Source organism: Mesorhizobium sp. M1A.T.Ca.IN.004.03.1.1 (assembly GCF_003997555.1).
Classification (GTDB): domain Bacteria; phylum Pseudomonadota; class Alphaproteobacteria; order Rhizobiales; family Rhizobiaceae; genus Mesorhizobium.
On sequence record NZ_RZTV01000025.1, the window covers coordinates 1 to 19821 of the forward strand.

The 19821-nt window shown below is 59.2% G+C and carries 16 protein-coding genes and 3 pseudogenes; 18 read left to right on the top strand and 1 reads right to left on the bottom strand.

Going from position 1 to position 19821, the window contains the following annotated elements; genetic code table 11:
• A pseudogene (locus tag EOD29_RS29895) lies at window positions 1-334 on the top strand (transposase); the annotation flags it as partial.
• Here EOD29_RS29895 and EOD29_RS29900 read toward each other — a convergent pair.
• A pseudogene (locus EOD29_RS29900) lies at window positions 321-462 on the bottom strand (transposase); the annotation flags it as partial. The pseudogenes EOD29_RS29895 and EOD29_RS29900 sit on opposite strands and share 14 nt — an antisense overlap.
• A gap of 369 nt (window positions 463-831) precedes the next feature.
• Here EOD29_RS29900 and queC point away from each other — a divergent pair.
• From queC to EOD29_RS29990, 17 genes and pseudogenes are all read left to right on the top strand, one after another.
• On the top strand, window positions 832-1530 hold the full coding sequence (gene queC, locus EOD29_RS29905; RefSeq protein ID WP_063170389.1) for a 7-cyano-7-deazaguanine synthase QueC: 699 nt from the start codon (window positions 832-834) through the stop codon (window positions 1528-1530).
• The gene (gene queD / locus EOD29_RS29910) at window positions 1530-1886 is read left to right on the top strand and encodes a 6-carboxytetrahydropterin synthase QueD (RefSeq protein WP_063169374.1); all 357 of its coding nucleotides are present in this window, start codon (window positions 1530-1532) and stop codon (window positions 1884-1886) included. The genes queC and queD overlap by 1 nt, the downstream gene beginning before the upstream one ends.
• A gap of 5 nt (window positions 1887-1891) precedes the next feature.
• Window positions 1892-2617 (top strand): 7-carboxy-7-deazaguanine synthase QueE, encoded by a 726-nt coding sequence (gene queE, locus EOD29_RS29915; RefSeq protein WP_164548811.1) that lies wholly within the window; start codon window positions 1892-1894, stop codon window positions 2615-2617.
• A gap of 770 nt (window positions 2618-3387) precedes the next feature.
• Window positions 3388-4140: a carbonic anhydrase gene (locus EOD29_RS29920; RefSeq protein WP_063169372.1), complete on the top strand. Its 753-nt coding sequence runs from the start codon at window positions 3388-3390 to the stop codon at window positions 4138-4140.
• 160 nt (window positions 4141-4300) lie between these two features.
• Window positions 4301-4497: pseudogene (locus EOD29_RS37480) on the top strand (7-carboxy-7-deazaguanine synthase QueE); the annotation flags it as partial.
• Between the two features lie 1094 nt (window positions 4498-5591).
• Window positions 5592-6485, top strand: coding sequence for a nitrogenase iron protein (gene nifH / locus EOD29_RS29935; protein ID WP_024505261.1), 894 nt, complete (start codon window positions 5592-5594; stop codon window positions 6483-6485).
• Window positions 6486-6572: 87 nt separating this feature from the next.
• Window positions 6573-8075 (top strand): nitrogenase molybdenum-iron protein alpha chain, encoded by a 1503-nt coding sequence (gene nifD / locus EOD29_RS29940; RefSeq protein ID WP_024505262.1) that lies wholly within the window; start codon window positions 6573-6575, stop codon window positions 8073-8075.
• 129 nt (window positions 8076-8204) lie between these two features.
• Window positions 8205-9746 carry a nitrogenase molybdenum-iron protein subunit beta gene (gene nifK / locus EOD29_RS29945; protein WP_024505263.1) on the top strand — a complete coding sequence of 514 codons (1542 nt, stop codon included), beginning with the start codon at window positions 8205-8207 and terminating at the stop codon, window positions 9744-9746.
• Window positions 9747-9807: 61 nt separating this feature from the next.
• Window positions 9808-11292 (top strand): nitrogenase iron-molybdenum cofactor biosynthesis protein NifE, encoded by a 1485-nt coding sequence (gene nifE / locus EOD29_RS29950; protein WP_024505264.1) that lies wholly within the window; start codon window positions 9808-9810, stop codon window positions 11290-11292.
• 8 nt (window positions 11293-11300) lie between these two features.
• The gene (gene nifN, locus EOD29_RS29955) at window positions 11301-12653 is read left to right on the top strand and encodes a nitrogenase iron-molybdenum cofactor biosynthesis protein NifN (protein ID WP_127248719.1); all 1353 of its coding nucleotides are present in this window, start codon (window positions 11301-11303) and stop codon (window positions 12651-12653) included.
• Window positions 12650-13147: a nitrogen fixation protein NifX gene (gene nifX, locus EOD29_RS29960; protein WP_063169371.1), complete on the top strand. Its 498-nt coding sequence runs from the start codon at window positions 12650-12652 to the stop codon at window positions 13145-13147. The genes nifN and nifX overlap by 4 nt, the downstream gene beginning before the upstream one ends.
• Before the next feature lie 16 nt (window positions 13148-13163).
• Window positions 13164-13643 carry a NifX-associated nitrogen fixation protein gene (locus EOD29_RS29965; RefSeq protein WP_024505267.1) on the top strand — a complete coding sequence of 160 codons (480 nt, stop codon included), beginning with the start codon at window positions 13164-13166 and terminating at the stop codon, window positions 13641-13643.
• Window positions 13643-14455 carry a response regulator transcription factor gene (locus tag EOD29_RS29970; protein WP_095489438.1) on the top strand — a complete coding sequence of 271 codons (813 nt, stop codon included), beginning with the start codon at window positions 13643-13645 and terminating at the stop codon, window positions 14453-14455. Before EOD29_RS29965 ends, EOD29_RS29970 begins: the two co-directional genes overlap by 1 nt.
• 95 nt (window positions 14456-14550) lie before the next feature.
• Window positions 14551-15423 carry a universal stress protein gene (locus EOD29_RS29975; RefSeq protein WP_063169369.1) on the top strand — a complete coding sequence of 291 codons (873 nt, stop codon included), beginning with the start codon at window positions 14551-14553 and terminating at the stop codon, window positions 15421-15423.
• A gap of 842 nt (window positions 15424-16265) precedes the next feature.
• A complete protein-coding gene (locus tag EOD29_RS29980) occupies window positions 16266-17564 on the top strand; it encodes a SidA/IucD/PvdA family monooxygenase (RefSeq protein WP_063169368.1) in 1299 nt (432 codons plus the stop codon).
• Between the two features lie 10 nt (window positions 17565-17574).
• Window positions 17575-17955, top strand: coding sequence for a hypothetical protein (locus EOD29_RS29985; protein ID WP_126080606.1), 381 nt, complete (start codon window positions 17575-17577; stop codon window positions 17953-17955).
• A gap of 272 nt (window positions 17956-18227) precedes the next feature.
• Window positions 18228-19373, top strand: coding sequence for a TlpA disulfide reductase family protein (locus tag EOD29_RS29990; protein ID WP_063170388.1), 1146 nt, complete (start codon window positions 18228-18230; stop codon window positions 19371-19373).
• Window positions 19374-19821: the final 448 nt, after the last annotated feature.

Genomic DNA, 19821 nt, shown 5'->3' on the forward strand with positions numbered 1-19821 from the left:
GCGCCCGGCAAGCCGATGCAGAATGGCTTCATCGAGAGCTTCAACGGCCGACTGCGCGATGAACTGCTCAACGAGACGCTGTTCACCTCGCTGGCTCAGGCGCGCGTAGCCATCGCCCTGTGGCACGCCGACTACAACACCGCGCGGCCGCACTCCCCCCTGGCAGACCCCGGCCAAGTTCGCCAGCACCTTCAATCCGCGACGGTCGCTCGCGCTGCGCTATGCCAAAGGCTCCGCGCCAGCGCCCGTCGCTTCACCCGCCCAGCAGGGCACAACCCACGCCGGAAACGAACTCAAAAACTGCTGGGGCAACGTCAGTCCCATAGAGCCTTGATGGTTATCTCGGCCTTTGCTCGCAGCAGCGCCTTAGGTTGGGCGAAGGCGTTCTCAATCGGATTGAAGTCGGGACTGTAGGGCGGCAGTTAGAGCAGGCTCGCCTGCGGCCTCAATCGCGCCGCGCAGGGTTCTCCAGGCGGATGTCGCCAATGTCAAATTTGCTGGCATCCATGTCGCCCTCGCCAACCGCACAAGCGAAGGCCAGAAAGCCAACATGTGTTCTGCGGCTTAATTAAGAGTCAGCCGATGTCGGCCGAACATCACCTTGTCTCGAAGTCGACGATCGGACAGCAGGTTGCGAAAGTTGGCGCGATGCGAAACAAACTGCTGAAGCGCTCAACTTTTATTGATCACGCGTGTTGGACGCGACGCACTCCCGTTCCAATCGGGCTGAGCGCAAATTCTCCCGGTTCACAAAACTGAGTCGCTGGAGTAGTGGGGGCGCAGAGAAATCTCCGGTCGCAGCCTTACCCGGTCAAAACAAGGATACCAATGATGAAGACTCTCGCCGTCTGCTCTGGCGGATTGGACTCCGTTTCCCTTGCTCACATGGTGGCAGCGGAGCACGAACTCACCGGCCTTCTATCTTTCGACTATGGCCAACGGCACAGGAAGGAATTGGGCTTCGCCGCTCTTTGCGCGCAGCGACTGAAGGTCCCGCACCAGATCATCGACATCGGCGAAATTGGCCGTGGCCTTTCCGGCTCAGCGCTGACTAGCAGTATCGACGTGCCGGACGGCCACTACGCCGAAGACACGATGAAGATTACGGTGGTGCCGAACCGCAATGCCATCATGTTGGCAATCGCCTTCGGTCTCGCCGCCGCCCACAGCGCCGAAGCGGTGGCGGCGGCCGTGCATGGTGGGGACCATTTCATCTATCCCGATTGCCGTCCGGCCTTCATTGAAGCTTTCCAGACAATGCAAGACCGCGCGCTCGACGGCTATGCGCAGATACGCCTCTATGCACCGTATGTGAATCTCGGAAAAGCTGACATTGTTGCGGATGGCGCAAGATACGGCACCCCGTTTGCTGAGACCTGGTCCTGTTACAAGGGCGGCGTGCGTCACTGCGGACGATGCGGGACCTGCGTCGAGCGGCGCGAAGCGTTCCATCTCGCCGGGCACGCTGATCCCACCGACTACGAGGACGCCGATTTCTGGCTTGAGGCGCTGCGCAGGAGGCGCGCGTAATGTTCCACATCAGCAAGGAATTCCACTTCTCGGCCTCGCATCAGCTCACCTCCTTGCCTCCCAACCATCAATGCGCGCGCCTGCACGGGCATAACTATGTCGTCGTAGTGGAGCTGTCGGCCAAGGAACTGGACGCCCACGGCTTCGTGCGCGACTATCACGATCTGGCGCCGCTCAAACGCTACATTGACGAGAGCTTCGACCATCGGCACCTCAACGACGTGCTGGGACATGAGAAGGTCACGGCGGAATGCCTGGCCAGACATTTCTATGAATGGTGCAAGGCACGTCTGCCGCAGACCGCGGCCGTGCGCGTTAGCGAAACACCGAAAACTTGGGCGGAATACCGTCCGTGACCGACATGCATCCCGCAATCCGTGTGAGCGAGATATTCGGGCCGACTATCCAGGGCGAGGGCGTGCTCATCGGCTTGCCGACGGTGTTCATCAGAACCGGCGGATGTGATTATCGCTGTTCATGGTGCGACAGCCTTCACGCGGTGGACAATCAGTATCGCCATGAATGGCTACCGATGCCGATCGATGCCGTGTGGCAAACCGTCCATGCGCTTTCCGGCGGCAGGCCGGTTATGGTCTCCTTGTCAGGCGGCAACCCGGCCATTCAGCCGTTCGGTCCCCTCATAGAACGAGGCCATCGCGAGGGCTATCGTTTTGCACTGGAAACGCAGGGTTCCGTGGTGAGGGAGTGGTTTGCGGATCTTGACGTGCTGACCCTTAGCCCAAAGCCGCCGTCCAGCGAGATGACGACCCGTTGGGCTGCGTTTGATGCATGCCTCGAAGCGGCGCAAGAGAAGCCGCAAATCGTGCTCAAGCTCGTCGTTTTCGACGAGAGTGACTATGCCTACGCCAAAGAAGTCGCGGCGAGATATCCGCACCTTCCGATCTATCTGCAACCCGGCAATCACACGCCGCCGCTCCCTGGCAGTGAAGACGCCTCTGTCGACTTGGACGGAATAATGATGCGAATGGAATGGCTTGTCGAAAGGGTGACTAGCGACAGGTGGTTCGAAGCCCGCGTGTTGCCGCAGCTGCACGTTCTGCTTTGGGGTAACAAGAGGGCGGTCTAGTCTGTGGCTTGCGTCGCACCGGAAGGCCGGGCTCCAACGGCTTGGCAGGCTCTCTTCGCGTGCCGAGTACAGCCGAGCTTTGTTCGCGTCAGCGGTCTCGCGATTGTGCGGCTGGAAACCGCCCGGACACCCCGCTGCCGGCGTGTGTCACCTTGACTCCGATGAGCTGTCGTCACGCAAAGTTGAAATCCGCAAGAACTGGCCTTCTCGCCCCACCTGCTCCGTCGCAAGCACGTCATCCCCTCATCCTTGTCCAGCTCTTATCGATGTATCTCATTGTCCGGCCTGACGCACGACTGTCAGCATGGGAATGCATCCATTGCGCAAATGCCTTCCATAAAGAAGATCGATTTCCTCATTGGCCCAACGTGAAATATAGCAACGTTTTCGTGGCGTGGGTCGGCTGCGTCGGGAGTAGCGATGAAAACGTATTGGGGTCGCCTGCGTCTCCTTGGGCAGCGAGTGTAAAGTATAGCGATGCGGCCTCCGGCGCGAACGGCAGCCGCGCAGTGATCACCTTCGCCTGTGCCTTTGCGGCGGGGGTCAAGCGCTGGTCTGCTAAAATTTTTTATCGTTTAGCTGGTTGAAACTGCCCCCGTTGCGGGCTGCAGAAGCCGGCCAGCCGAGAAACGGCAGCCGCACTTATGAAAGCACGCCAAGGCGTGCGGGCATCTATCAGTTGCAAAGGACAATACTGGCCGCGCCGATTGGCCATCACGCGTCCATTAGGGCAGCCACCAACATCAGTTCGCAAGAGGAGCAAAAGTAATATGTATCGTCGTCACCTGATCAAAGGGTTGGTTGCGCTCGGCGCATGCCGGATTTGCGTTCAAGCCGCCCAAGCGACCAGTGCCCATTGGGGGTACACCGGTCCGGTCGGACCGGAGCACTGGGCTGATCTGGATAAGGAAAATTTCGTATGCTCTGCCGGCACGCAGCAATCGCCGATCAATATCAACAGCGCGGTCAAGGCGGATATCCCGCATATCGCCATCGGCTGGCACAAGGGCGGCGGCAATATGGTGAACAACGGCCACACCATTCAAATCAATATGCCACAAGGCAGCACGCTGACCCGCGGCGATCGTGTCTACGAACTGGTACAGTTCCATTTCCATGCGCCAAGCGAACATCACGTGGCGGGCAAGAGCTTCCCGATGGAGGTGCATTTCGTTCACAAGGACACGCAAAGTGGTACTCTGGGCGTGCTGGGCGTCTTTTTAACGCCCGGCGCGACAAATGCCAGCTTTGCTGCCCTTGCTGCGGCCTTTCCCGAACTGCCGAATGGGGAGGTGACGATCGACGAGGTGAATCCCAACTGGCTTCTGCCAGCCTCGCTTGGCTATTGGACTTATGAGGGCTCACTGACGACGCCGCCGTGCACCGAAAACGTCGAGTGGATGGTGGCGATGGAACCGGTTGACGTTGATCCGGCAGACATCCAGCGATTTGCCTCACTCTACCCGTCGAACGCGCGCCCTATTCATTCACCCAATCGACGCTTCATCCTGCGCCAGAGTTGAGCGCCGCCCCAGCGGTTCCGCACGGTCCAACATTCTTGGCACAAGTTGGCGCGAAGCCTCCTCTTCCGGTCTGGCGGTCTGACGGCGCTCCCCAAGCTGGCTAGTCTAAATGATAGGGATTCGGTGCCGACACCACTCGTCCCAAATACGTCGCGGCGAGGTTTGTCTGCAACCCGGCAATCACACGCCGCCCCGCCGTGGTAATGAAGACGTCTCTGTCGAGTCCGACGGAATATGATGCGCATGGAACCGCTGGTAGAAAAGGTGACCAGCGACAGGTGGTTCGAAGCCCGCGTCTTGCCGCAGCTGCACGTTCTACTCTGGGGTAACAAGAGGGTAGTGTATACCTTCTCCTAGCTTCGCCGCCAACTACTCGGTTTTCCGAATTGCTCTCTATATTCTTGAAGACGATGCGTTCGTTAAAGACATGTGCTGCGCACCTGGTGTAAAAGCTGCTCTCATCATGCAGAGGTCAAGCCAGTCGGGCTCCGAGGCTATGGCCGTGAGCACTGTTCAGTTCGGCAGAGAGGGCGCTTTTGTACACACTTTGCGATCGTGGCGGCCCCGTGGGCAGATCTGCAAGCTGCCGCGACACTAACCTCTCGAAGCCCGCCCGCCCGCCTTTCGTGCAGCTTCCTCTGAACAAAACCACCGCTCGCCCTTCAATAGGTTGATGCGTGTCTCCCAGTAAGATTCCTGTCCAAGAACGTGATAATCTTCTTGCCAGTGTTGTAGCTGATGTTGCCCTTGATGCCGCAGCCTACCGCGGCGGGACCAAACTCAATGGCAAGCAGGCCGGCTAGGATCGTGCAGCCAGTCGCGAGCCTCGCCCACAACGGGGTCTCACGCGCATGAGGGCGCCGACCATGGGTTCGGCGGTTCATACGCGTATAACACGTATCTTTCTGAAAAAATCAATGCTCTCGGCTAAGCTACTGAATTATTTGGCTTCCATATAGCGCGTCGGCGGAACCAACTTGTAGACGGGCTATGAAAGGTTAAGCGCGGATGTCTATCGGCCGCCGGCGTTCCCGCTCTGTAAGCCTGCCTGAACTACCCGCGCCGCGGTCAAGCCCCAGGCTCCTGCTCATCCAGCGACCGCCCGATCAATGGCAGGCTGGAAAGACAAGAGCCGATGTCTTCCGATGGTCTCGCCATCAGCTTTGGGCTAACTTCCCCATTCTCCCGCTTCGAGCTCGACACACGGCGGTTTGGATGGCGCACGACAATCTGTGTCGGCTTTGTCGTGTCCGTGACAGACGCCTGAAAGGCCCGTTCGCGCGTTTTGCCGCCGTCTAAGCGGCTGGAATTTAATGACAAAGTTTCTTCTGGGATCGGCCGATCACGCTGGTACGCTTTTTGCGATGCTTGGTGTGAGGCGGCACGAGCTGCCTATCGGCACTTGTGTCGCGGGCAGTCGCGATAATTAGAACGAAGGAAGGAAAGCTATTATGTCAGGTCTGCGTCAGATCGCCTTTTACGGAAAAGGCGGCATCGGCAAGTCCACCACGTCCCAAAATACGCTCGCTGCCCTTGTCGACCTCGGGCAGAGAATCCTCATCGTAGGATGCGACCCCAAAGCCGATTCCACACGCTTGATCCTGAATTCGAAAGCTCAGGATACCGTCCTGGATCTCGCCGCACAGGAAGGCTCGGTGGAAGACCTCGAACTCCAGGACGTGCTCAAGGTGGGCTACAGAGGCATCAAGTGCGTGGAGTCCGGCGGCCCCGAGCCGGGTGTCGGTTGCGCCGGCCGCGGCGTCATCACCTCGATCAATTTCCTCGAGGAGAATGGCGCTTATGACGATGTCGATTATGTCTCCTATGACGTCCTCGGCGACGTGGTATGCGGCGGCTTCGCCATGCCGATCCGCGAAGGCAAGGCCCAGGAGATCTATATCGTCATGTCCGGCGAGATGATGGCGCTCTATGCCGCCAACAACATCGCCAAGGGCATCCTCAAATATGCCCATTCGGGCGGTGTGCGGCTGGGCGGGCTGATCTGCAATGAACGTCAAACCGACCGCGAACTCGATCTGGCCGAAGCACTGGCTGGCCGATTGAATTCCAAGCTCATCCACTTCGTGCCCCGCGACAACATCGTCCAACATGCCGAACTCAGGAAGATGTCGGTGATCCAGTACGCGCCGGACTCAAAGCAGGCAGGGGAATACCGCGCTCTGGCCGAGAAGATCCACGCCAATTCGGGCCAGGGTACGATCCCGACGCCGATCACCATGGAGGAGCTGGAGGAGATGCTGCTCGACTTCGGCATCATGAAGACCGACGAGCAGATGCTTGCCGAGCTTCACTCCAAGGAAGCGGCGAAGGCGGCGGCCCAGTAGTGACATTAGCGCTGCCATGAATCGGCGCGCCTTGCAGAGAACGGCGCCTATTCTTTGAGGCGTCACCCAACCTTGAAAGGGGGACTCATGAGCCGGGAATACGAGAATGACGGTGCTCTTCATGCGAAGCTTATCGAAGAGGTGCTGTCGCATTATCCCGACAAGGCGGCGAAGCGCCGCAAGAAGCACCTCAACGTCGCAAAGAGCGGCAACGAGGCTGGCGGGGAAAGCGAGGTCCTTTCCGAATGCGACGTCAAATCGAACATCAAGTCCATTCCCGGGGTGATGACGATTCGCGGCTGTGCATATGCTGGTTCGAAAGGCGTGGTGTGGGGGCCAGTCAAGGATATGGTCCATATCTCGCACGGCCCGGTCGGCTGCGGCCAATATTCTTGGTCGCAGCGCCGCAACTACTACGTCGGTACAACGGGCGTCGACACGTTCGGGACAATGCAGTTCACCTCCGATTTCCAGGAGAAGGACATCGTCTTCGGCGGCGACAAGAAGCTGGAACAGATCATTGACGAGATTGAAGTCTTGTTTCCGCTCAACAACGGCATCACCGTGCAGTCCGAATGCCCTATCGGCCTGATTGGCGATGACACCGAGGCCGTTTCTCGCAAAAAGACCAAGGAGTATGACAAGACGATCGTGCCGGTACGCTGCGAGGGCTTCCGCGGCGTCTCGCAGTCGCTTGGCCACCACATCGCCAATGATGCAATCCGGGATTGGGTCTTCGACAAAAAGGATGTCAAGTTCGAGGCCGGCCCCTACGACGTCAACGTCATCGGCGACTACAATATCGGCGGCGATGCCTGGGCCTCGCGCATACTGCTTGAGGAGATAGGGCTGCGCGTGGTTGGCAACTGGTCGGGTGACGCCACACTCGCAGAGATCGAGCGCGCCCCGAAGGCTAAGCTCAATCTTATCCACTGCTACCGGTCGATGAATTACATCTGTCGGCATATGGAGGAAAAGTATGGCGTCGCCTGGATGGAGTACAATTTCTTCGGTCCCTCCCAGATCGAAGCCTCTCTGCGCAACATAGCCAAGCATTTTGGGCCGGAAATCGAGGAGAAGACCGAAAAGGTCATTGCCAAGTACAGGCCGCTTGTTGATGCGGTCATCGCCAAGTACCTGTCGCGCCTGGAAGGAAATACCGTGATGCTCTATGTCGGCGGCCTGCGCCCCCGCCACGTCGTCACGGCCTACGAGGACCTCGGCATGGTCATCGTGGGCACCGGCTATGAATTCGCCCACAGCGACGACTATCAGCGCACCGGCCACTACGTGAAGAACGGCACGCTGATCTACGATGACGTGACCGGCTATGAGTTGGAGAAATTCATCGAAGGGATTCGCCCAAATCTGGTCGGCTCGGGAATCAAAGAAAAATACCCGGTGCAGAAGATGGGCATACCGTTCCGCCAGATGCATTCCTGGGATTATTCAGGCCCGTATCACGGCTACGACGGCTTTGCCATTTTCGCACGTGATGTGGATCTCGCCATTAACAACCCGGTCTGGGACCTATTCCACGCGCCTTGGAAAAGAAGCCGGGGCGATGAGCGGGCGATGGCTGCCGAATAAACATTTGCTTCAGCCCCAGTCTCCCACTGAGACGGTGAACTCCCGCGGCCTCTGATCCGCCGGAGCCTGGAACGTCTTGACGTCCTGAGCTGCCGTCCCGCGCAGCCAGATGCAAAAGAGGTAATCATCATGCCGCAGTCGGCTGAAAAAATTCTCGATCACGCTCCCCTGTTCCGCGAGCCGGAATACAGAAAGATGCTCGCTGAGAAGAAGCTAAACTTCGAATGTCCGCACCCCGATGAAATCGTTTCCGATCAGCGCGATTTCACCCAGACGTGGGAATACCGCGAAAAGAACCTCGCCCGCAAAGCGCTTGTCGTGAACCCGGCCAAGGCCTGCCAGCCGCTGGGTGCGGTATTCGCTGCCGCCGGCTTCGAGCGAACCATGTCCTTCGTCCACGGCAGCCAAGGTTGCGTCGCCTATTACCGCTCGCACCTGTCGCGCCATTTCAAGGAGCCTGCCGCGGCGGTCTCCTCCTCAATGACCGAGGATGCGGCGGTGTTTGGCGGCCTGAAGAACATGGTCGACGGGCTCGCCAACACCTACCAGCTCTACGACCCCAAGATGATTGCCGTGTCGACGACCTGTATGGCAGAGGTCATTGGCGACGACCTGCACAGCTTCATCCAGAACGCCAAGGACGAAGATTCAGTCCCGCGCGACTTCGACGTGCCCTTTGCCCACACCCCGGCCTTCGTTGGCAGTCATGTCGACGGCTATGACAACATGGTCAAAGGCATTTTGGAGCACTTCTGGAAAGGTCAGGAGCGTACGCAAATCGAAGGAACCATCAACATCATTCCGGGCTTCGACGGCTTCTGCGTCGGCAACAACCGGGAGCTCAAGCGCCTGCTCGATGTAATGGGCGTGTCCTATACATTGATCCAGGATGCCTCTGACCAGTTCGATACGCCTTCGGACGGTGAATACCGCATGTATGACGGGGGCACGAAGATCAACGAGGTGAAGAAGGCCCTCAACGCCGAGGCAACGCTTTCGCTGCAGCATCACAACACCCGAAAGACACTGGGCTATTGCGAGGAGGTCGGGCAGGCGACGGCCTCGTTCCACTATCCGCTCGGCGTTCAGGCGACGGACGAATTCCTGATGGAGGTCGCGGCGATTTCCGGCAAGGAGATTCCCGAGGCAATTCGCCTCGAGCGCGGCCGACTGGTAGACGCCATGGCGGACAGCCAATCCTGGCTGCATGGTAAGAAATACGCCATCTACGGTGATCCCGACTTCGTTCACGCAATGGCCCGCTTTGTCATGGAGACCGGCGGCGAGCCAACCCATTGCCTCGCCACCAATGGCACCTCGGCATGGGAAGCCGATTTGAAGAAGCTGCTAGCATCCTCGCCTTTCGGCAAGGCTGCCCAGGTTTGGGCGGGCAAGGACCTGTGGGCGCTGCGCTCGCTGCTCTTTACCGAGCCGGTGGACCTTTTGATCGGCAATTCCTACGGCAAGTACCTGGAGCGCGACACCGGAACGCCGCTGATCCGGCTGATGTTTCCGATCTTCGATCGGCACCATCATCACCGCTTTGCGCTCTTTGGCTACCAGGGCGCGTTGCGCGTGCTGACGACGATCCTCGACAAGATCTTCGACAAACTCGATCGCGAGACGAGCGAGACGGGTGTGACGGATTATTCCTATGACCTCACGCGCTAAGAGCCGTGGCCGGCTTTTCGCCGAGGCCATTCCTTGCCCAATGGACTGGGGAGGCTGAGCGATGTCCTCCCTCAGCGCCAAAATCAAGGACGCCTTCGATGAGCCCGCCTGCGATAAGAACCGTGGCAAAGATGCCAAGGCGCGCAAGGAGGGCTGCTCGAAGTCGCTGACACCAGGGGCGGCAGCCGGCGGCTGCGCCTTTGACGGAGCCAAGATCGTCCTGCAGCCGATCACCGACGTTGCGCATCTGGTCCATGCGCCGCTCGCCTGCGAGGGCAATTCTTGGGACAACCGTGGTGCGGTTTCGTCAGGGCCGACCTTGTGGCGGACAAGCTTCACGACCGACCTCACCGAACTCGACCTGGTGATGGGGCAGGGCGAGCGGAAACTCTTCAAGGCGATCCGCGAGATCAAGCACACATACGCGCCGCCGGCGATCTTCGTCTACTCAACTTGCGTAACGGCGCTGATCGGTGACGACATCGAGGCCGTGTGCAAACGCGCCACGGAAAAGTTCGGTTTGGCCGTGGTGCCGATCAATGCGCCTGGCCTGGCAGGCTCCAAGAACCTCGGCAACAAGCTCGCCGCCGAGGCGTTGCTCGATCATGTCATCGGCACGGTCGAACCCGACGACCCCGGGCCCTACGACATCAACATCCTTGGCGAATTCAACCTCTCGGGCGAATTCTGGCTTGTAAAGCCGCTCCTCGATCGGCTCGGCATCCGGGTGCGCGCCTGCATTCCCGGCGATGCGCGTTACCGCGACATTGCTTCCGCGCACCGCGCCCGGGCGGCAATGATCGTGTGCTCGACCGCGCTGATCAGTCTTGCCCGCAAGATGGAGGAGCGCTGGGACATCCCGTTCTTCGAGGGCTCCTTCTATGGCATCTCCGACACATCGCAAGCTCTTCGCAACCTTGTCAGGCTGCTGGTGAGGAAGGGCGCCGATCCGGAGATCCTCGAGCGCACGGAGACGCTGATCGCGCAGCAGGAGGCGATCGCGTGGAAGAAACTCGAATCCTACCGGCAAAGGCTCCAAGGCAAGCGCGTGCTGCTCAACACAGGCGGTGTGAAGTCCTGGTCGGTTGTCCGTGCGCTGATGGAGATCGGAATCGAGATCGTCGGCACCTCGGTCAAGAAATCTACGGTGCAGGACAAGGAGCGCATCAAACAAGTTCTCAAGCACGACAAGCATATGTTCGAATACATGGCTGCGCGCGAGCTGTACGCCATGCTCTCTGAACACAGGGCCGATATCATGCTGTCGGGCGGTCGCACGCAATTCATTGCGCTCAAGGCCAAGACGCCCTGGCTCGATATCAACCAGGAGCGCCAGCACCCTTATGCCGGCTATGCCGGCATGGTGGAACTCGTACGCCAGATCGACCTCGCCATTCACAATCCGGTCTGGTCTCAGGTGCGCCAGCCGGCCCCGTGGGATTGCCAGCCTGATCTAAAAGACGAACTGCCATGCACGAAGAAGGAGTCCGGGCACCTGTTCGATGAATTCGCCGGCGCGACGGCACACGAGTTCAGCGAGTGTTGAGGCGACCGATGGCCCGCATCCTTCCCCAGACCAAATCCGCGGCGGTGAACCCGCTGAAGTCGTCGCAGCCGCTGGGTGCCGCCTTTGCCTTTCTTGGGGTCGACGGCGCGATGCCGCTGTTCCACGGCAGCCAGGGATGCACAAGCTTCGCGCTCGTGCTCTTCGTACGGCACTTCAAAGAAACGATTCCATTGCAGACAACAGCGATGGATGAGGTGGCGACCATCCTCGGCGCTGCCGACCATCTTGAAGAAGCCATCCTCAACCTCAAGAACCGCACGAAGCCAAAGCTGATCGGGGTGTGCACGACCGCGCTGGTGGAGACGCGTGGCGAAGATTGCGCGAGTGATATTGCGAACATCAAGCTGAAGCACACGCAAGAGCTTGCGGGTACGGAGGTCGTGCTGGCCAACACGCCGGATTTTGACGGCGCGATCGAAGAGGGCTGGGCCAAGGCAGTCACCGCAATGATCAAAGGGATTACAGGCTCGGGCGAACGTGCGCGGCAGCCGAAGAAGATCGCGATCCTGCCCGGATGCAACCTCACTGTCGCCGACATCGAGCATATGCGTGACATGGTTGAAAGCTTTGGGCTCAAGCCGGTTATTCTGCCCGACATTTCAGGCTCGCTCGACGGTACGGTTCCTGACCGCTGGGTAGCGACCACATACGGCGGCACCAGCGTCGAAGACATTCGCGAGTTGGGCACGGCCATGCAATGCATCGCCATCGGTGAGCACATGCGCCGCCCGGCGAAAGCGCTGCACGGGTTGACCGGCGTGCCTTACGTGTTGTTCCAGTCACTGACTGGGCTGCAGGACACGGACCGCTTCGTGTCGCTGCTGTCTGCGATTTCGGGCGCGGCGGTACCGGCCCGCGTGCGCCGGCGCCGGGCGCAATTGCAGGACGCGATGCTCGACGGACATTTCCATTTCGGCGGCAAGAAAATTGCCATCGCTGCCGAACCAGACCAGCTGTTCCAACTTGCGACCTTCTTTGCTGGCCTCGGCTCCGAGATAGCCGCGGCCGTCACAACGACCGACAGGTCTAAAATTCTCGAGAAAGTCCCGTCGGTTTCGGTTCAGATCGGCGATCTCGGCGATCTGGAAAGTCTTGCCGTCGGTGCTGACCTGCTTGTCACGCATTCGCACGGGCGCCAAGCATCGGAGCGGCTCCGAATTCCGCTCATGCGCATCGGGTTCCCGGTCTTCGATCGACTAGGCAGCCAGCACAAGCTCGCAATTCTCTATCAGGGCACCCGCGACATGATCTTCGAGGTCGCCAGCATCTTCCAGGCCAACCAACACGCGCCCACTCCTGAGGCGCTTGATCCACTCCGTAATCGAGAAATATCACGATGAACGCTGTTCGCCGCCTCTCGCTGGTCAGTAGTGAGGTTTTCGCCCCGATGCCTGAACGACGTAAGGGCGCATTGCGCGTTGCGATCGCCACTCAGGACATGCAGGACCTCAACGCCCATTTCGGGTCGGCCAGGCGCTTTGCTGTCTACGACGTGACGCGCGAGGAATGGAATCTCGTAGAAGCCGTGGCCTTCGATGACGTGTCCGATGAAAGCGGGGAGCATCGGGCCGAGCGCGATGATCGCATCACGCCAAAGGTGGATGCGCTCAAGGGCTGTCAGATCCTGTTTTGTCTGGCAATTGGCGGCCCTTCGGCAGCCAAGCTTGTCGCGGCAAAAATCCACCCGATCAAAGTGGCGGAGCCCCAATCGATCCCACAGGTGCTCTTGCGCACGCAGATGATGCTCAGGACGTGTCCTCCGCCTTGGCTGCGCAAGGTGCTGGCGCGAGCGGGCATTGCCGAAAAGAAACCGTCCTTCGAGGACGAGGACTGAAAAGAGGAGGACGCCAATGCCTGACCCCGCAATCCCCCCAGCTGTCGCCGAAGACGAGGCGGCTCTTTGCACCCCGTTCGTCAAATGCCTCGTGCGGCTGATCCGTTCTCAGGATTCCTATGGCTCGTGGGAACGCAAAGCGGACGCTGAGCTGCTGGGCGACTTCATCATTACCAAGGAACAGCGCCGAGGGATCCCAATCATCGGAGATCCCGATCCCGACGTGCTGTGGAGGCTCGACAAGTACTACGCCGCCATCGGGCTTGCGATCGAGGAGCGCTGCGGCCTTATGGCATCGCCGATGATCCAGGTGAGCCATGAGGGTTTTGGTCGGGTGCTTTTCACGACCGGACGGCTGGTCGTTTTGTCCAAAACGCTGCGCGATGTCCACCGGTTTGGCTTCGAGACGCTCCTGAAGCTCGCCACGGCCGGTACGAAGCTGGTCGACGATGCGATTTCAGTCATCGAAACCTTTCCCCACGTGGCGCTGGCATGATGGGCGCGATTTTCGAGAAAGGCCATCATGACGGACCCGAGAAACTATGTTGGCCAGTCCCCTCGATCCAGGGACTCGAGGCCGACCAGGTTGTTGGGGTATCGCCGATGAAGAAGCCGCTGGTCCTGATCTGCTCGCAAGATGCCGAGTTCTATCTGCTCTACAGCCACATACTGGAGGTTGACGGTTTCAGCAGTGAGACGGCAGACGGCGCGAAGGCTGCGCTGGCCTTGGCCGAACAACGGGAGCTTCAGGCCGTAGTGCTGGATTGCGACCCAGCCAGCATAAACGGGTCCGCAATTTGCGCCCACCTCAAGCGGGAACCGCGCACCACCGACCTGCCTATCATCGCCCTGATCGCGCCTGGCGCCGAGCACCAGCACCTCGATCTCTTGAAGGCAGGCGTTGAGAGCTTTGTGCGGCCGGTGGCTCCGGCCAAGCTGCTCGACTGCCTGCGGGCGAGGCTCGGGCTGACCAAGCGTGGTCCGAACGGGGTTGAAAACGACAGTTGGATTTGTTGTGGAGGCCTGGAGATGAAGCTCGATGCCCATCGGGTTCGCGGTAATGGCCACGACATCCATCTCGGACGGATCGATTTCAACGTGCTGCGGCTTATGATTGAGGCCCCCGGCAAGGTCTTCAGCCGGGACGAGCTTATCGGGGCGGCCTGGCTGCCCAACATTCATGTCGGTGCACGCACCGTCGATGTCCATATCAGCCGAATCAGGAGGGCGCTGAAAACGGCCTTGCCCGGCAGCGTCATTCGCACCGTCAGGTCGGCCGGCTACTCGCTCGAGAAGCCGGACGACTGAAATCGGTGATCGAACGTGGTGCCGCTCTCTCTTCCTCCTGAGAGCGGTGTTGCCGCTTTGAGGCGCTCCTAACGAAGACCAGGAGAAGCAGGCAAATGGAATTTAAAAGCATATTCAGTGTGACGGGTGCTGATCATTCTGATGAGGACCTCACAACAGCTGCCGGACTGTGTGCCGAGGTCGGCGCGCACCTATCGGTACTCATTATACCGCCTCCATTGCTCTTGATGTCGTCTCCGCCCCCCGAATGGAATACAGGACGTGCACAGGCAATTGCAGTACCGAACTATCGATTTCAGCAAATCGAGAAATTTTCACAGGACGTGACCAGAATGGAAAGACGGTCCGCGGATATCCTCAAAAGGCTGAAAGCTATGTCGCTTTCCTGTGACGTTGACACCGACTATTGCGATCCGGCTAGCCTCGGTGAAGTGGCACGACAGCGGGCGCTCTGCGCTGACCTGACGATCGTTGGAGGAGACCTCCTCAACGATGAGACTCTCGGACCTCCTGTTGTCAACGGCTGCTTGTTCGATAGCGGAAAGCCGGTGCTCATCGTGCCGAAGGGCGTTAAGGCGACGCTGTCGCCTCGACGCGTGCTGGTCGGCTGGGATTCGCGTGTAGAGGCCTCGCGTGCGGTTCGGGAAGCTCTTAGTATCCTATCCGCTGCCAAGGAAGTCTGTGTCGCTATGGTCGATCCAAAGGCGCAAAACAACGGGAAAGGCGCGCAGTCTGGAGCTGACATCGCTGCCTATCTTACTCGGCACGGTGCTCGGGTCTCCGTTGACCTGCTTAAGAGCGCCGGCAAATCGGCGGGCACAGTGCTGACCCAGCACGCGAACGACATCTGTGCTGACATGATGGTTATGGGTGCTTATGGCAGCCGTGGGCTGCGTGAGCGGATTTTCGGCGGTCCGCCGAGCTGGAGCTTTGGGAAGACCACATTGCCGCTGTTTTTGGCTCGCTGATCAGCTCCGTAGGAACACCGATCAGGTCGTAGGACCGCCAACCAGTCCGAAGTCGTCGTCGGTTACCGGTCGGATTGCGGAGACATGGCTGGATCCGCGAACATCTTGCGACGCTTGTCAGAGCCAAACCGGACGCCTCGACTGCTTCACGACGCTCTCGTGAACCAACTCGTGCGAGATCGTCCGCAACGGGCAGTAAAGACGAACGGCTGCAGCAGACCGCAGCCAAGCCACAGGGCGGGTGTACCAGGAGACCCCGCCTCGTGCGCGAACCCTGTTGGAAGGCCCCTTATCAGTACCCGGACGCGCGTCAAATCGGCGGCTGTCCCTGTCAGCCTGCGGTGTGCAAGGGCCGCTGCCGCGGAGCTTCCCCTGCCCGATCGTCGGGCGTGCGACAATGTCGGATTCCAGACGAGCTGGAACTGCGCGAACTCGTTGGTTTGACAGGTCTTTATCCGGCACGCCGCATGCATGGGAGTCTCCGAAAGCATTAAGAGCCGTTATCCATGGTTACGCCCCTCGAAAGAAAGAGCCGCTTCCGTCGTGGCAGGGAAACAGCCACTCCTGGGGTGGAGGCCGGCGCTAGAAGCCGCCGTAAGATCCGGAAGAGCCGCGCGACAGCATCACACACTTTCCTTCTGCTCTTGGGTTCGGATCACGCCGCGCCGCTGTCGATGCCGCCGACATTGAGCCCAAGACCTGGAAGGCGGCACACGCTTTTGCTGTCCTCTCAGTCGGGACCGCGGCTCAAGCATGCCTGTGAGGTTCGCATTGCTCAATGCCCGGCAATCGACGTCAACATGCCGCTGAGTTGGAAAACACTCCTAGAGGAGTAAGGATAAGTGGACCTCTTTTGTATTGGTGTGGGTGCTGGACCATCTAATTTGAGCCTTGCGTGTCAGATACAGGAAGAGATTGCGCAAGGGGCACTGTTCCTGGACCGGGAGGTCGATTTCCGAGGACATCCAGGCAGCGCTTTCGATTGCGCGGAGCTCCAGGTCGGCCACTTCCAGGATCTGGTTACTCTGGTCAATCCGCGATCAGCCTACACATTCGTAAACTACCTCCACGAGAACGGGCGTCTTTACAATTTCCTCAATGCGCAATTTCACGGGGTGCTTAGAGCCGAGTTCGCCCAATATCTCAACTGGGCGTTCCAGAAGAATCCGCTTGTCCGTGGCGGCGAGGCCGTTCGCGAAATCCGCTTTGACGGCGAGTTTCGCGTGCGGACGGACAACGCGGTCCTTGATGCAAGAAACCTCGTCATCGACATAGGCAAGCAGGCGCAAATTCCGCCTCAGTTTCATGGCTGGACTGGACCCAACCTGTTCCACTCATCTGAGTTGGCCCACATCAATCCTGAGGTGCAAAAAAAGCATGTCTGCGTTGTTGGCGGCGGACAGTCGGGAGCCGAGCTGCTACTGCACCTTGTCGGCCGGCCGAAAGAACGGCGGCCCGCGGCGATCACATGGGTCTTGACGCGCGAGATGCCTTTCGACGACCACGCGTTCACAAACGGGCTGTTCACGCCATGCTTCTCGGATCGTTTTGCTGCGATGAGCGAGGTGCATCGACAGCTGTTCCTGCGGCGTTTCGCGCTTGCCTCCGAGGGCATTTCAGAAAGCAAGTTGCGCGCGGTCTATCAGGCGCTCTACCACCACGCCTTTCTCGAGCCACACCAATGCGAGATCACATTGCGGCCAAGTTGCAACGTGTCGCGCTGCATCAATGCCGGAGCAGGGCACAGGCTCACGCTGCAACGCGGCTTGGACAACATCGGAGAAGTAACCGCCGATATCGTCATCCTGGCCACCGGGTACGAGAAACCGCTGCCGGGTTTCCTAGAACCGATCGCAGATCGCCTCGAACAGATCGGCAATGAGCTCGCCATCGGCGAGGATTTTTCGGTGTACTGGGACGGACCGCGAGACCGACGCCTTTTCGTTCAGAACGCCTGCCTTGGACAGCGCGGGCTGGCTGATCCGAACTTTGGGCTGCTGGCCTGGCGAGCGCGCCGCATCCTTGACAGCCTTCTGCGGCGCGCGCCATGCGCCAATCCCGAGCATCTAGGGTTCATCAACCGTCCCTTGACGGAGTGCTGGCCCGACCTCGGAGTCGAACAAATGGGCAGCGGGATATGATTCGTCGATATTGATGATCGGCGGTGGCATTCAGGAAAGATTTCCGCCTCTGGCGGCAAAAGCGGGACGAGCAATATTCCTACGGCGTCAGATCGCTCTGCTCGCGCTTGAGCAAGGTAGCGTCGCGCGACTCCTGCTTGGCGTGAAACAGCAAAGGGCATTCAATCACGATGCAGCTTTACGTGCTGTCGGGCTCAACGCCACGTGGATCGAGCCCAACGCCGCCGTTGGCAACCGCGACGCGAATTATGACGCCGGGCCACATGCGGCGGTGGCTGCAAGGGTACCGAGCCTCTCCCGCACTTTCGACCCCATCGCCGAAGTGCGACTACTCCAGGACGCCGAAGCCGGTCTTATCGCCAGCGGGCCAGCCAAACTCTCACCTTCCTAAACGGCAGCCGCTAAGGTGAGCCGTCGAAAGCCGACATTCAGGTTAACGTCAGCTGGCCGTGTTAGGGCTCGCTTATTCAAGGCGGTACCGGCGCTTGCCGAAGCTAAGAAGGGTTGGCATGCCCTTTGCCGTGCTTGATGTGCGGCAACACGGTGAGAGCTCCGCTGAAGCAAGCGAGAGGGAGCAATGCCCTCGAGACCGTGTCCGATTTTGACTGGAAAATATTCCGCGACAAAAGAGACGAAAGGTGTGGAATGACTTTGGACACCAAGATGGAACTGCGTATGGGGTCCCCGGCTCCTGCGCTGAAAGTGGAGAACTGGCTGCGTGGCGAGCCCCTCACGAGCCTTCGGCCCGGCAAGGTCTACCTCGTTGAATTTTGGGCGACTTGGTGCCGACCATGTGTCCACGCCATGCCCCATTTGATCGAACTGCAGGAGAAATATAAAGACAGCGGATTTGAGATTATCGGAGTCGCAGCTTGCGAAAAGGCTGCAACCGCGGACGAAGCGCGGACCAACGTGGATGCCTGGCTGACCGAGAAGTTCCCGAATCTGAATTATCGGACAGCGTTCGATTGCACTGGCGAAATGAAAAAGCTCTGGCTGGAACCCAGCTCTTCGTTCGGGATTCCCACCTCGTTCGTGGTCGACCGCGACGGCCACATCGCTTATATCGGCCACCCGGCACCTCTCGATGACGTTTTGCCGAAAGTCCTTAACGGCAGCTGGCGCAGCAGCTATGAAGCGAAAGCCGTCGATGCAAAGCGAATCTCGCGTGTGCGCGAATCGTCGCTGAGTCAGCCGATATACGCCAAACTTGGGCCGGCGATGCAGGACGAGGATTGGGCAGCGGCACTATTGGCCATCGAAGAAGGCCTCGCCGTGATGCCAGACTCTTTTGATTTTCGGCGGGTTCATGCGGATATTCTGCTTCACAAGCTGCGCGACATCAAAACCGGCTTGCCGCTTATGCGCGAATTGGTCGAGGACGCGATCAACAAAAAGTTCGAAGCGATGTCTTGGGTGGTGATGGCGCTGAACCAACTCTTCCATCCCACGATCGACAACTCCCATCTTCCGCATGATGATCGCTTTGCGATGGGCAAGGAGCTCTCCGAACAGATCCTGGAACTTAATCCTCCGCAAGGCGATGGAGACTTTAAATTCGGGTGTTACTTTCCGGTCGCTCAGTATTATTACGAGAGCGGCAACAAGGACCGGGCGATCGAGTTGATCGAGGTGGCAATCAAATCGCTGGACCATTCGGAGCCAGTGCCGGACCAAACCAAACAGCGCTACCTCACCTCGTTGCTCCAAGCCCTGGCCAACTACACGGGTGAGCCTGCCTGTCACGCGGGTCTCTGTGTGGCTCCGCAAAACAAGACTTCCGAAACTCAAAACGCTGTCACTTCCTGAGCAAGGATCGCGAAGGGCATGACAATTGGAATTGAACACCGGCAAATCCGCCCGCCCAGGCGCACTTCGCAGCAATAACGTCGATGCCGCAAAAGTGCGCGGCTTGCGGCAGGTGGAATTTCCATTGCGTTTACCTCGGGTCGAACCGCGGCGCAGGCGTTCGCGCCGCGGTGAAAGGTCTCGCATTGGTGGACGTGCTCGAGGTCGGCCACGGGACACTGTTGCGTGGGATCGGCTCGCCCAAGCCATTCCCCGCCCACGCAAGCGCCCGAACCACACATCGCAGAAAAAGAGATCGTCCTTCAAGAGGAGTACTGAAATTGGGGAAAAGCGAAATTCCTCATGAACCGGTTGGCCCTGCTGTCCACGGGGACGACGAGGCCCTTGCTTCCCCGTTCGTCAAATGCCTCCTGCGGCTCATTCGTACTCAGGATTCCTTCGGCTTATG